Below are 13,017 nucleotides of genomic sequence, written 5' to 3'. Positions count from 1 at the left end.
TTCTAATCCGCCCACCCCCTCCATCGGCCCAACCCCGCGGGGGAACGGGCCCCTCCCCCCAACCCCCCCCCCCCCCTCTGGGGCCGTCGGGTCGGCCTCCCCCCTCTCCTCGGCGGGGGGGGCGCCCCCCCACCGCGGCGGCGCCGCCACCCCCCCCCCCCGCGACCTCAACCGCCCTCGGGGCGCGGAGCGGGGTTCGGTCCAGGCCTCGGCTGCGACGGCGCGGGCCCGGGCCGGCGTTCAGTCGAGGCGGCTCAGCTCCATCACCATCGCCGGATACGAGGCCGTCACCGGCGTCGCGTACTGCGGGGGCAGCACGTTGTCCATGCGCAGCCGCAGGCCGTCCCCGGCGGCCGCGAGGGCGATGTGCCATCCCCAGTCCTCGGCGTACCGCGCGTCCAAGCCCACCGAACCGTCGTCCGTGAGGCGGCCGTCGAGGGGCATGGGGGCCGGCTTCTGATGCCAGGAGTCGGCCCAGATCGCGGTCAGGGTGCCCGCCGGCTCGCCGCTGCCGATGACGATGAGGCCTTCCTGCGGGCCGTCGTCCGGGTGCTCCCAGGTGTACGTGAAGGAGGTGAGGTGACCGCCCGCGGCGAGGGCGAGCGTGGCCGTCGCCGGGCGTTCGGCCAGGGGGTCCTCCGGCATGAGTCGGAACCCGTTGGTGCCGGACCACTCGCCGGTCGCTGCGGAGAGGATTGCCATGGGGTCAGCATGGCAGTGGTGTGCGGTCGGTGCGCCGGGGCGGCGCCCCAGCCGAGCCCCGGCCCCCTCCGAGCCCCAGCCACGCCCCAAACCCCTCCGAGCCCCAGGCCCGCCCCCGCACTCACACCCTGCGCCCACCCCCGCACTCACACCCTGCGCCCACCCGCGAGCTCCAGCCGCTCCCCCACGAACCTCTCCCTGAAGCCCCGGTCGTGCGAGACCACGACAACCGCACCCGGATACTCGGCGAGCGCCGCCTCCAGGTCCTCGATCAGATCGAGCGCGATGTGGTTCGTCGGCTCGTCGAGCACGAGGAGGTCGGAGGGCCGCGTCACCAGGATCGCGAGCTGCAGCCGCCGCCGCTGGCCCGCGGACAGCGCCGCCACCGGGACGTGCAGATCCTCCTCGCGGAACAGGCCGAGGGAGAGCAGCTCCTCGGCGTACTCGTCGGGCAGCCCCGGCCGCCCGGCCGCGAACGCCGCGAGGAGCGGCAGTCGCGTGGCACGCACCGGCAGCTCCTGCGCCAGGTACCCGATCCGGGCCGAGCGGCAGACCGTGCCCGCGTCCGGCTCCAGATCGCCCGCGAGGACGCGCAGCAGGGTCGTCTTGCCGGCCCCGTTCTCGCCGGTGACGAGCAGCCGCTGACCTGGCGTGACGGTCAACGGACCGTCCAGGAAGAGCCGTTCCCCCACACGTACGTCCTCGCACTCGACCAGGGCATGGGCCGCGGCCGGAGAACCGGCCACGGCGGGCAACCCCGCGGTGAACCGCAGCGGGACCGGCGGCGCCGCCACCGGATTCCGCCGCAGCTGCGCGAGCCGCTCACGAACCGCCCGCACCTGCCCGCCGAGCTTCGCCTCGTGGGAGCGCCGGTGCTTGCCGAAGCCCTGGCCCGGGTCCTTGCCGGTGCCGGCCAGGCGCCGCCCCGCGGCCTCCAGCAACTCCTCGGTACGGGCGACTTCGTCCAGCCACTCCGCATGGTCCTGCTCCGCACGGCGCCGGGCGGAGGCCTTGGCCGTGCGGTAGCCGGCCCAGCCGTCCCCGTACCGGCGCACGGAGCGCGTATCGCGGTCGACCTCGAGGATCGTGGTGGCGATGCGCTCCAGGAAGCCGCGGTCGTGGGTGACCGCGACGACGGTGCCGCGGTGGGCGCGCAGCTGTTCCTCCAGCCAGCGCACGGCGGTCACGTCGAGGTGGTTGGTCGGCTCGTCGAGGAGCAGCTGTTCGGGGGCGGCGGCCAGGACGCAGGCGAGCGCGAGCCGGGACTGCTCGCCGCCGGAGAGCGAGCCGAGCACGCGGTCGCGGGTGCTGCGTTTTCCCGGGGGACCGCCCCCGGACCCCCGGTCGGCGAGCCCGAGCCCGAGCCCGTGCATGGCGGCGTCGACGCGGGCATCGGCGTCGTAGCCGCCGCGCTCCTCGTACGCGATCAACAGCTCGCCGTACGCGGCGAGTTCGGCCTCGGACGCCTCACCGAGCCGCGACTCCGCCGTACGGAGGTCGCGCTCCATGGCGCGCAGCTCGGCGAGGGCGAGGTCGACGGCGTCCTGGACGGTGCAGTGCGGGTCGAGGTCGAGGGTCTGGGCGAGATGGCCGACGCCACCGGGGAAGCTCACGGTGAGCTCGCCGGAGTCCGGCGTCTCGGCCGCGGCGAGCAGCCGCAGGAGGGTGGACTTGCCGGAGCCGTTCTCGCCGATGACGGCGGCCTTCTCGCCCGGGCGGACGGTGAAGGTGACCTGGTCGAGGACGGTCCTGGTGCCGTACGACTTGGTGACGTCCTTGACGGACAGCTGCGCCACGGCAGCGGGCATGGCGGTATGAGCGCGGTCGCGCATGGTTCTTTCCCTGGATACGAGGGTCTACGGGCAGCAGAAACGGCGGCGTGGGCCGCGCCCGGACTCAGAGAAAGAAGTAGTGACGCATGCGGACACCATACAAGACGAGCCGTCTCGTCTCAAATCAAAAGCCGCAGGGGAACGGGAAAGGACCGCCCCGGCCGAAGAAGAACTCCGGCCGGGGCGGTCCCATACGACGAACCGTGCGCGTTACGCCAGCGTGGCCAGCGTCTCGTTCAGCGTCGCGGACGGGCGCATCACCGCGGACGCCTTGGTGACGTCCGGCTGGTAGTAGCCGCCGATGTCGGCCGGGCTGCCCTGGACGGCGAGCAGCTCGTCGACGATCTTCTGCTCGTTGGCCGCGAGCGACTCGGCGAACGCGGCGAAGTCCTTCGCCAGGTCCGCGTCGGCCGTCTGCTTCGCCAGCTCCTGCGCCCAGTACAGGGCCAGGTAGAAGTGCGAGCCGCGGTTGTCGATGCCGCCGACGCGACGGGTCGGGGACTTGTCGTTCTCCAGGAACGTGGCCGTCGCGCGGTCCAGGGTGTCCGCGAGGACCTGGGCGCGGGCGTTGTTCGTGGTGGTCGCGAGGTGCTCGAAGGAGACCGCGAGCGCGAGGAACTCACCGAGCGAGTCCCAGCGCAGGTAGTTCTCCTTGACCAGCTGCTGGACGTGCTTCGGGGCGGAGCCGCCGGCGCCCGTCTCGAAGAGGCCGCCGCCGTTCATCAGCGGGACGACGGAGAGCATCTTGGCGCTGGTGCCGAGCTCGAGGATCGGGAACAGGTCCGTGAGGTAGTCACGGAGCACGTTGCCGGTGACCGAGATGGTGTTCTCGCCGCGGCGGATGCGCTCCAGGGAGAACGCGGTCGCCTCGACCGGGGACATGATCTCGATCTGCAGACCCGAGGTGTCGTGGTCGCCCAGGTACTTCTTGACCTTCTCGATGAGCACCGCGTCGTGGGCACGGGCCGAGTCCAGCCAGAACACGGCCGGGTCGCCGGTGGCGCGGGCGCGCGTGACGGCGAGCTTGACCCAGTCCTGGATCGGGGCGTCCTTGGTCTGGCAGGCGCGGAAGATGTCGCCCTCGGCGACCTCCTGCTCGAGGACCACGTTGCCCGCGGTGTCCACGAGGCGGACGGTGCCGGCCGCGGCGACCTCGAAGGTCTTGTCGTGGGAGCCGTACTCCTCGGCCTTCTGCGCCATCAGGCCGACGTTCGGTACGGAGCCCATGGTCGACGGGTCGTACGCGCCGTTGGCACGGCAGTCGTCGATGACGACCTGGTAGATGCCGGCGTAGGAGCTGTCCGGCAGCACCGCGAGGGTGTCGGCCTCCTGGCCGTCCGGGCCCCACATGTGGCCGGAGGTGCGGATCATGGCCGGCATCGAGGCGTCGACGATGACGTCGGACGGCACGTGCAGGTTGGTGATGCCCTTGTCGGAGTCGACCATCGCGAGCTCGGGGCCCTCGGCGAGCTCGGCCTCGAAGGAGGCCTTGATCTCGGCGCCGAGTCCGTGCGGGATGGTCTCCAGGCCCTTGAGGATGCCGCCGAGACCGTCGTTCGGGGAGAGGCCGGCGCCGGCCAGGACCTCGCCGTACTGCTTGAAGGTCTTCGGGAAGAAGGCACGCACCGCGTGGCCGAAGACGATCGGGTCCGAGACCTTCATCATCGTGGCCTTGAGGTGCAGCGAGAACAGCACGCCCTCGGCCTTGGCGCGCGCGATCTGCTCGCCGAGGAAGGTGCGCAGCGCGGCGACGTGCATCACGGAGGCGTCGACGACCTCGCCCGCGAGGACGGGGACGGACTCGCGCAGAACGGTCGTGGTGCCGTCGGCGGCCACGTGCTCGATGCGCAGGGCGCCGTCCTCGGCGATGACGGCCGACTTCTCGCTGGAGCGGAAGTCGTCGGCGGTCATGTGCGCCACGTTCGTCTTGGACTCGGGGGTCCAGGCGCCCATGCGGTGCGGGTGGTTCTTGGCGTAGTTCTTGACCGAGGCGGGGGCGCGGCGGTCCGAGTTGCCCTCACGCAGGACCGGGTTGACGGCCGAGCCCTTGACCTTGTCGTAGCGCGCGCGGATCTCGCGCTCCTCGTCGGTCTTCGGGGAGTCCGGGTACGCGGGAAGCGCGTAGCCCTGGCCCTGCAGCTCGGCGACGGCGGCCTTGAGCTGCGGGATCGAGGCCGAGATGTTCGGCAGCTTGATGATGTTGGCCTCGGGCGTCTTCGCCAGCTCGCCCAGCTCCGCGAGGGCGTCCGGGATCCGCTGGCCCTCCTCGAGGTACTCGGGGAACTGCGAGATGATCCGCCCGGCCAGCGAGATGTCACGGGTCTCGACACTGACGCCGGCCGTCGAGGCGTACGCCTGGATCACCGGCAGGAACGAATGGGTCGCCAGGGCCGGGGCCTCGTCAGTGTGCGTATAGATGATGGTCGAGTCAGTCACCGGGTGCTCCGCTCCACGTCTGCATAGCGTCGTCTGCTTGCGTCGTCGGTCGAGATTACTCGACATCAAGATATCTCCTTCGACCCCGGGTTCCGAAAGGGCCTCCTCGGCCCGAAGCGAACATTCGTCCGCGCACCCCTGTCGCGGCACACGCCACGGACCTACGCTGACGATCATGGCTCTCACCCTCAGCTCGGCGGCCCGCCGGCTTCTCGAAGCTCCGAATCCCGCGATCCTGGCCACGATCAACCCCGACGGCAGCCCGCAGACCTCGCCCGTCTGGGTGGGCCTCGACGGTGACGACCTCGTGATCGCCTCGCAGGCGGGACGGCGCAAGGACAAGAACCTGCAGCGGGATCCGCGCGTGAGCCTCACCGTGTACGACGCCGCGGATCCGCAGCAGTACATCGAGGTGCGCGGGACGGCCGCGATATCCGAGGACGTCGGCCGCCGGCTCACCATCGAGCTCGACGAGCAGTACGAGGGGCCCGGCGCGGGCGACTGGGCGCTGACGCTGGGGCCCGAGGTCGTACGGATCGTCATCCGGATCACGCCCGAGCGGGTGGTGGGCACGGCCGCGAACTGAACGGCCGCGACGTGAACGGCCCGACCTGAGCCGCCTGCCTCAGCGGCCCCGGGTGACGGCGGCCGGCCGCCGTCACCCTGCCGCGCCGGCCGCTTCCCGGATACGGCTCCACAGCGCGGCGAACAGCTCGCCCGCCTCGCCGGCCCGCGCGAATTCCGGGTCCGCGACGAGCCGCACCATCTTGGGCGCACGGCGCTCGTTCTCCCGCAGCACCTCGGCGTCCGGGCCGCGCAGCTCGTAGGCGCTCCGCAGGAAGAGGAGTGCGGAACTCACCGCCCAGACCGGCGAGTTGAGCGGCTGCCCGGGCGATACGGGAAGTTCGCCGGCGACGGCCCAGGGATCACGCGCCACGTACCGCACGGCGCCGACTCCGGTGAACTCCGCGGCGGCCGTGCACATCGCGCACGGCTCGAGGCTGGACCAGAGCGTGTGCGTGGCGAGGTCCCATTCCGTACGCGCCCGGGCCAGGGCATTCGTCTCGGCGTGCGCGAGCGGGGTGCCCTGCAGGGGATCGGTGCCGCCCGGAGGGTCGTACGCGCGGTTTCGGCCCTCGGCGACGATGGCGCCGGATGCGTCGGTGAGGACCGCACCGCAGGCGAGGCCCCCGCCGCGCAGCGAGGTGTGGGCGAGCTCGAGGCAGCGGCGCGCAGCCGGATCGAGGGCCTGCCATGCGGTCGTGAAGTCATCGGACATGGCGCGATCCCAGGGAACGCCATCGTGCGGCATCAGGCCGCGCGCCCCGCAAGGCGCAGGCTCCAGCGCCCTGCCTGGCCGGTGACGGTGACCGTCGAGAGCGGGGGCACGTCGATGTTCCAGTACGTCGCCGGGGGTGCCTTGAGGGCGTAGACCAGGGCCGCGCGGACCACCCCGGGCTCGGCCACGGCGACGATGCTCGAACCGTCGCCGACCGGGCGGGTGTCCAGCCATCGGCCCACCCGGGAGATGAACGCGAGCAGCGATTCGCCGCCGTGCGGAGCCGAGCGGGGGTCGCCCAGCCAGGCGTCCACCGCGGCCGGTTCACGTGCTGTGACCTCGGAGAGTGTGCGTCCACGCCAGCGGCCCATGTCGCAGTCGCTGAGCATGGGCTGCGCCATCGGCGCGAAGCCGAGTGCGTCGCCGGTCGCGCGGCTGCGCGGGGTGGGCGAGCAGTAGCGCAGCTCGGCCCGCCCGTACGGCACCAGAGCGTGCGCCGCGAGCTGAAGCTCATGCCAGCCGGCCTGATCGAGCGGCCGGTCGTCGTCGAAACGCTCGGTGAGCAGCGAGGAGCTGCGTGCGGCGGCGATCAGCGTGACCCGAACATGCATGCGGCGATGTTGGAACGCACCGCTCCGCAGGTCAAGAGCCACCCGCCCGCGATCAGGGCCGCTGCAGCTGCAGCGCCATCCAGTGTTCGGGGTGCTCGAGCGGCGCGAAGCCCTGTTTCGCGTACACCCCGTGCGCATCGTGGGTCGCGAGCAGGATGCGACGAAGCCCACACGGTTCGAGCTCCTCGCGTACGGCGGCGACCAGGGCGACACCGACACCCTTGCCGCGTACGGCGCGATCCACGTACACATCGCAGAGCCATGCGAACGTGGAGCGATCCGTGACGACCCGGGCGTATGCCACCTGTTCACCGGAAACCGGGTCGTACGCCCCGAAGTTGAGCGACCCGGCGATGGCCTGGTCCTGCTTCTCGCGGCTGCGTCCGAGCGCCCAGTACGCATCGGTGGAGAGCCAGTGGTGGATCTTTGCGGGGTCGAGGCGCGCGGGGTCGGTGGAGATCACGTAGTCGGTCATGGGCACGAGGTTCGCATCGGGGGGCGCGCGGACGCGAGTCGATTTGCCCGGCGGCCGCTCACCCTCCGGTCACCTCGTCCCATGCGGTACGCAGCCTCCGTACGCCCTCCGTGATCTCCGCCGCGCCCGCAAGCCCCGCGAAGCTCAACCGGACATGTCCGGCCGGGGGTTCGGCGCTGAAATAGGGCCGGCCCGGGGTGATCGCGACGCCCGCGCGCACCGCCGCGGAGGCGAGGGCGGACTCGACGAAGGCGCCGCCCCGGCCGTACACGCCGTCGGGCAGGCGCAGCCAGAGGTGGTAGCCGCCGGACGGGATGTGCGGCAGGGCCAGTTCGGGCAGCTCGCGCAGGAGCGCCGTGGCCATCTGGTCCCTGCGGGTCCGCAACTCCGTGGCCACGGTGCGCAGATGGCGGGTCCAGGCCGGGGCGCCGACCAGTTCGAGGGTGGCTTCCTGGAGCGGGCGCGGGACGAAGAAGTGGTCGACGATCTGGATGGCGCGCAGCCGCTCGAGGACCGGGCCGCGGGCCACCAGCGCGGCCACCCGCAAGGACGGCGAGGTCGCCTTGGTCAGGGAGCAGACGTGGACCACCACACCGTCGGGGTCGGAGGCGATCATCGGCGGCGCGAGCGGACCGCTGTCGTCGTGGGCGAGCAGCCGGACGAAGTCGTCCTCGACGACAAAGGCACCGAACTCCCTTGCCGTACGCACCACTTCGGGCCTCCGGGCCGCCGAGAGCACCGCACCGGTCGGGTTCTGGAACAGCGGCTGGCAGACGAACAACTTCGCCCCTGTCGCCCGGAACGCGTCCGCGAGCAGCTCGGGCCGCACCCCGTCGGTGTCCACCGGCACCGGTACCGGCCGCAGACCGGCGGCGCGGGCGATGGCGATCATCCCGGGATACGTGGGCGACTCCACCAGGACCGGCGTGCCGGGCGCGGCGAGTGCGCGCAGGGCGGTGGTCAGCGCGGTCTGGCCGCCGGAGGTGATCAGCACGTCGGAGGCGGTGACGGCGCCGCCGCAGCCGCGCGCGAACCAGTCCCGCAGCTCGGGCAGCCCGTCCATGGGCGGCCGCCCCCAGGCGCCAGGTCTGCGGCCGGCACGGCCGAGAGCGGCGGCGAGAGCCTGTTCCGGCTGGAGCGAGGGGTGCAGATAGCCGCTGTTGAACTCGATGACCCCGGTGGGCGGTTGCGCCAGACAGGCCAGCACTCCGGAGGCGTCCACGGCCCTCGGCTCGGCGGCCGCCTGCGCGCTGAGGGTGACCTCCTGCCAGGAGGTGTCACCCACCGGCTCGACAGCGGTACGCGTCTGCGCGCGGAACGCACCCGCGCCCGGCCGCGTCACCACGAGGCCTTCGGCCGCGAGCTGCGCCAACGCCCGGGTGACGGTCACCGGGCTCACACGGTAGCGCTCGATCAGCGTCCGACTGGACGGGAGCTTTCCACCAGGTGAGTAGCGATGAAGCTCGCCACGCAGACTGTTCGCCAATTCCCCCACACTGCTACGCTCTTGCATGACAGCACAGGATAGCGCTACTCGCCCGACCACGATAGCGGTCGGCACCCCCGGGACCCCCAGCACCCCCGTCACCGTCCCGAGCACCGGCGGCGACTCCACCCGTACCGGCATCCTCCTGGCCGCCGCCGGCGTGACCGCGTTCTCGCTGACGTTTCCCGCCACCGCATGGGGACTTGACGGCTTCGGACCCTGGTCGCTGGTCTCCGTGCGGATGGCGCTGGCCGGACTGATCGCCGGCGGCTGTCTGCTCGCCCTGCGCATCAAGCCGCCGGCCCGCGAGCACTGGGCTTCCCTGGCCGTCGTCGCGGCCGGCGTCGTGATCGGTTTCCCGCTCCTCACCACGCTCGCCCTGCAGACCTCCACGACCTCGCACGCCGCGGTCGTCGTCGGCCTGTTGCCGCTCACCACCGCCGCGCTGTCCGCGCTGCGCACGGGAGCCCGCCCCTCGCGCACCTTCTGGACGGCTGCCTGCCTCGGGGCCGCCGCGGTGATCGCTTTCACCGTGCAGCAGAGCGGTGGCGCCCTGACCACCGCCGATCTCTACCTGTTCGGCGCCCTGTTGATCTGCGCCGCCGGGTACACCGAAGGCGGCAGGCTGGCCAGGGTGATGCCGGGCTGGCACGTCATCGGCTGGGCCCTGGTGGCCTGTCTGCCGCTCGCGCTCCCCGCGTCCGCGGTCGCTCTCGCGTACGAGCCCTGGGAGTTGACGGCGAAGGCCGTGACCGGCCTGCTGTGGGTTGCGGTGGGTTCGCAGTTCGTGGGCCTGGTCGTCTGGTACCGGGGCATGGCGGCGATCGGCATCCCCAAGGCCAGCCAGCTCCAGCTCGCGCAGCCGCTGCTCACCCTGGTGTGGTCGGTCTCCCTGCTCGGCGAGAGCATGACGGCCGCAGCGCCGCTGACCGCCGTGGCCGTGCTGATCTGCATCGCGGTGACCCAGCGGGCCCGCGGCTGAAGCGGTGCGGGCCGGCCGCATCGCACAGGGCACGCCGGCCGGCCCGTCAAGGGACTCCGGCCGGCCCGCAAAGGGACTCCGGCCGATCCGCACCGGGTCCCAACTGCCGCCACCCGCCGTACACTTGCCGCCACGGATCGCAACTCCCTGGCAGGCCAAGGAGGTCACTCCCGATGCACGCAAGTGTGGGCGACATGCTGCTGGTGCACGGCAGGGTCGTCGGGCAGCAGGACCGGGTCGCGGAGGTCATCGAGGTGCTCGGCCCGGACGGCACTCCCCCGTTCAGGGTCCGCTTCGAGGACGGTCACGAGACCCTGATGTCGCCGGGCCCTGACACCGTCGTACGGCACAGGACCCGCGACTGACACACCTCTCAGCGCAGCGTGTAGTGGTCGGCCACGACCCGCGCCATCGCCCCGATCGGATCGGCCGCCACCTCACGCGCCGCGAAGTACACATGCCCGCGCACCTGCCGGTACCTGCCGGCGTACGACAGATGCCGGGACAGCTCGGCGGGGTCCTGCCAGGGTGCCGGCTGCACGGGATCGCCCGCCTTGTAGAGCGCCTCGCCGAGATACAGATCGACATCCGTGCCCGCGACCGTATCGGCCCACCACGGCACGAGCTTGGCGTAGTCGGCGGGTGCGAAGCCCATGTTCCAGTACAACTGGGGCACGACGTAGTCGATCCAGTCGCGCTTGATCCACTTGCGGACATCGGCGTGCAGGTCATCGTAGGTCTGCACGCCCGCGGTGGTGTCCGAACCCAGTGGATCCGTCGCCTTGTTGCGCCACACCCCGAACGGGCTGATGCCGAACTGCACACCCTTGCGCACCTTCGGGATCGCGGCGGCCATCCCGCGTACCAGTTGATCGGTGTTGTCCCGGCGCCAGGCCGCACGGTCCGCGAAGCCCGCGCCGTAGCGCTCATAGGCCGCGTCGTCGTCGAAGACCTGGCCCGCGACCGGATACGGATAGAAGTAGTCGTCCCAGTGGACGGCGTCGATGGGGTATTTGCGTACGGCATCGAGCATCGCCCGCATCACGAACTCGCGGACCTCGGGCAGCCCCGGGTTGTAGTAGAGCTTCCCGCCGTACGTGACGAGCCAGTCCGGGTTGCTGCGCGCGGGGTGGTCGGGCGAGAGCCGGGACGGGTCGGCGTGGCCCGCGACGCGGTACGGGTTGAACCAGGCGTGCAGTTCGAGGCCGCGCTTGTGCGCCTCGTCGACTGCGGTGCCCAGCGGGTCCCAGCCCGGGTCCTGGCCCTGGACTCCGGTGAGATACGCCGACCACGGTTCGTAGTCGGAGGGCCACAACGCGTCCGCCGTGGGCCGTACCTGGAGGATCACGGTGTTCAGCCTTCGGCGTACCGCGGTGTCGAGATGCGCGAGCAGTTCGGCGCGCTGGGTCTCGGCGGGCAGTGCGGGCTTCGAGGGCCAGTCGCGGTTGGCGACGCTCGCGATCCACATCCCGCGGAAGGCCGTATTGCGGGGCCTGCGGCGCTTTTCGACCGCCGCATCGGCCGCTACGGCATCCCCGGTGAGTCCCGCCCCGAAGAGTGCCGCGGCACCCGCCACCGTGAAACTCCTGCGCGTCATACGCAACGTATGCCACCTCTTATATCGAATTGTTCGCTATGCCCGTAAGCACCGGACAGCACCTGTTGTCCCGTGGGACGTGCCACAGCATGCCGCCCCGGCCGACTGTGCACCAGTGAACGCGGAGTAACGTCGGTACATCGGGGCAGGCGCCGAACATCCATCGGGACCCTGCCGACCCGGAGCACGAAAGGGACGATGTGACAGACGTTGCATTGGGCACGGGCGACATCGCGCGCGTCGGAGTCGTCGGCTGCGGCCAGATGGGAGCGGGCATCGCAGAGGTCTGCGCCCGCGCCGGCCTGGAGGTCATGGTCGCCGAGACCACCGGCGAGGCGCTGGAGATCGGCCGTACCCGGCTGCACAACTCCCTCGCCAAGGCCGCCGAGCGCGGCAAGATCAGCGAGGAGGAGCGGGACGCCACACTGGCGCGCCTGACCTTCACCACGGATCTCGGCGAGTTCGCCGACCGTGACCTCGTGATCGAGGCCGTGGTGGAGAACGAGCAGGTGAAGACGGAGATCTTCCAGGTGCTCGACCAGGTGGTGACCCGCCCCGACGCGATCCTCGCCTCGAACACCTCCTCCATCCCGCTGGTGAAACTCGCCGTCGCGACCTCGCGTCCCGACCAGGTCATCGGCATCCACTTCTTCAACCCGGCGCCGGTGCAGCAGCTCGTCGAGCTGATCCCCGCGCTCACCACCTCCGAGGGCACGCTCGCGCGCGCCCAGGTCGCGGTCGAGAAGGTGCTGGGCAAGCACGCCATCCGCGCCCAGGACCGCTCGGGCTTCGTGGTCAACGCGCTGCTCATCCCGTATCTGCTCTCCGCGATCCGGATGTTCGAGTCGGGCATCGCGAGCCGCGAGGACATCGACAACGGCATGGAGATGGGCTGCGCCCACCCGATGGGCCCGCTGAAGCTGGCGGACCTGATCGGTCTGGACACCGTCCACTCGGTCGCGGACTCCATGTACCAGGAGTACAAGGAGCCCCTCTACGCCGCTCCCCCGCTGCTCCAGCGGATGGTCGACGCGGGGCGCCTCGGCCGGAAGTCGGGCTCGGGGTTCTACACGTACTGATCCGGTACGTACTGATCTCATACGAAGCGCGGGGGCCGCTGTCCGTCACGGGCAGCGGCCCCCGCGCGTTCCGCGGTCAGGCGAGGCGCAGATCGACCCACTCCACCGGCTCCCCCGGCAGCGTGTAGCGCTCGAGCTCCACGAATCCGAGCCGCTCGGCGAAGCGGAGTCCGTCCTCGTTGGAGGACAGGACCACGGTCTCCACCGTCTCCGCGCCCAGCTCCCACGCCCGCGCGAGCCCTCGCCGGTACAGCTCGGTTCCATACCCCTGCCGCCGGTGCGCCGGCAGGATCCGGGCGATCACGATCGCCGTGCGCGAGCCGTCGGCCGGCGGGCGGACGGTGCTGCAGCCGGCCAACTCCTCGCCCGTATAGGCCACTTCCAGATGGTGGCGGACCGCCCGGTCCCGCACGTCGGCCAGGGACAGCGGATGGGTGGGGATGACGGTGTTGTGCACCCGGCGCCAGTCCGCGAGTGCGGCATCGTGCACGGGCTTCTCGATACGCAGGTCTGACATGTCTGCACCCAAGCCGCCCCA

General features: G+C 71.5%; 13 protein-coding genes. 4 read left to right on the top strand and 9 right to left on the bottom strand.

What is annotated here, in order from left to right:
* Positions 1 to 240: 240 nt before the first annotated feature.
* The 3 genes from ABT367_RS28945 to ABT367_RS28935 form a co-directional block, all read right to left on the bottom strand.
* Complete coding sequence (locus ABT367_RS28945) at positions 241 to 702, bottom strand: hypothetical protein (protein ID WP_352256230.1); 462 nt, start codon at positions 700 to 702, stop codon at positions 241 to 243.
* A 146-nt stretch (positions 703 to 848) separates the two neighbouring features.
* A complete protein-coding gene (locus ABT367_RS28940; RefSeq protein ID WP_352256229.1) occupies positions 849 to 2,534 on the bottom strand; it encodes an ABC-F family ATP-binding cassette domain-containing protein in 1,686 nt (561 codons plus the stop codon).
* A 210-nt stretch (positions 2,535 to 2,744) separates the two neighbouring features.
* Positions 2,745 to 4,970, bottom strand: coding sequence for an NADP-dependent isocitrate dehydrogenase (locus ABT367_RS28935; protein WP_352256228.1), 2,226 nt, complete (start codon positions 4,968 to 4,970; stop codon positions 2,745 to 2,747).
* A 175-nt stretch (positions 4,971 to 5,145) separates the two neighbouring features.
* On the opposite strand from ABT367_RS28935, the gene ABT367_RS28930 reads away from it, so the two are divergent.
* Positions 5,146 to 5,556: a PPOX class F420-dependent oxidoreductase gene (locus tag ABT367_RS28930; protein WP_352256227.1), complete on the top strand. Its 411-nt coding sequence runs from the start codon at positions 5,146 to 5,148 to the stop codon at positions 5,554 to 5,556.
* Between the two features lie 72 nt (positions 5,557 to 5,628).
* Here ABT367_RS28930 and ABT367_RS28925 read toward each other — a convergent pair whose 3' ends face one another.
* The 4 genes from ABT367_RS28925 to ABT367_RS28910 are packed head-to-tail and all read right to left on the bottom strand — an operon-like array spanning position 5,629 to position 8,848.
* Positions 5,629 to 6,249 (bottom strand): nucleoside deaminase, encoded by a 621-nt coding sequence (locus tag ABT367_RS28925; protein WP_352256226.1) that lies wholly within the window; start codon positions 6,247 to 6,249, stop codon positions 5,629 to 5,631.
* Between the two features lie 32 nt (positions 6,250 to 6,281).
* Positions 6,282 to 6,860, bottom strand: coding sequence for a histidine phosphatase family protein (locus ABT367_RS28920; protein WP_352256225.1), 579 nt, complete (start codon positions 6,858 to 6,860; stop codon positions 6,282 to 6,284).
* A 52-nt stretch (positions 6,861 to 6,912) separates the two neighbouring features.
* The gene (locus ABT367_RS28915; protein ID WP_352256224.1) at positions 6,913 to 7,335 is read right to left on the bottom strand and encodes a GNAT family N-acetyltransferase; all 423 of its coding nucleotides are present in this window, start codon (positions 7,333 to 7,335) and stop codon (positions 6,913 to 6,915) included.
* Positions 7,336 to 7,393: 58 nt separating this feature from the next.
* A complete protein-coding gene (locus ABT367_RS28910) occupies positions 7,394 to 8,848 on the bottom strand; it encodes a PLP-dependent aminotransferase family protein (RefSeq protein ID WP_352256223.1) in 1,455 nt (484 codons plus the stop codon).
* Here ABT367_RS28910 and ABT367_RS28905 point away from each other — a divergent pair.
* The gene (locus ABT367_RS28905) at positions 8,847 to 9,803 is read left to right on the top strand and encodes a DMT family transporter (RefSeq protein ID WP_352256222.1); all 957 of its coding nucleotides are present in this window, start codon (positions 8,847 to 8,849) and stop codon (positions 9,801 to 9,803) included. The genes ABT367_RS28910 and ABT367_RS28905 overlap by 2 nt on opposite strands.
* A gap of 173 nt (positions 9,804 to 9,976) precedes the next feature.
* A complete protein-coding gene (locus tag ABT367_RS28900) occupies positions 9,977 to 10,168 on the top strand; it encodes a DUF1918 domain-containing protein (protein ID WP_352256221.1) in 192 nt (63 codons plus the stop codon).
* Positions 10,169 to 10,176: 8 nt separating this feature from the next.
* Here ABT367_RS28900 and ABT367_RS28895 read toward each other — a convergent pair whose 3' ends face one another.
* Positions 10,177 to 11,400, bottom strand: a complete 1,224-nt coding sequence (locus ABT367_RS28895) for a glycoside hydrolase family 10 protein (protein WP_352256220.1) — start codon at positions 11,398 to 11,400, stop codon at positions 10,177 to 10,179.
* A 200-nt stretch (positions 11,401 to 11,600) separates the two neighbouring features.
* Here ABT367_RS28895 and ABT367_RS28890 point away from each other — a divergent pair, with 200 nt between their 5' ends.
* Positions 11,601 to 12,479, top strand: a complete 879-nt coding sequence (locus tag ABT367_RS28890) for a 3-hydroxybutyryl-CoA dehydrogenase (RefSeq protein WP_352256219.1) — start codon at positions 11,601 to 11,603, stop codon at positions 12,477 to 12,479.
* A 76-nt stretch (positions 12,480 to 12,555) separates the two neighbouring features.
* On the opposite strand, the gene ABT367_RS28885 is transcribed toward ABT367_RS28890, so the two are convergent.
* On the bottom strand, positions 12,556 to 12,996 hold the full coding sequence (locus tag ABT367_RS28885) for a GNAT family N-acetyltransferase (RefSeq protein WP_352256218.1): 441 nt from the start codon (positions 12,994 to 12,996) through the stop codon (positions 12,556 to 12,558).
* Positions 12,997 to 13,017 lie beyond the last annotated feature (21 nt).

This window comes from Streptomyces mesophilus (genome assembly GCF_040300965.1).
GTDB classification, from domain to species: Bacteria; Actinomycetota; Actinomycetes; order Streptomycetales; family Streptomycetaceae; genus Streptomyces; species Streptomyces mesophilus_A.
This window is presented reverse-complemented; position numbering and strand designations above follow the sequence as displayed.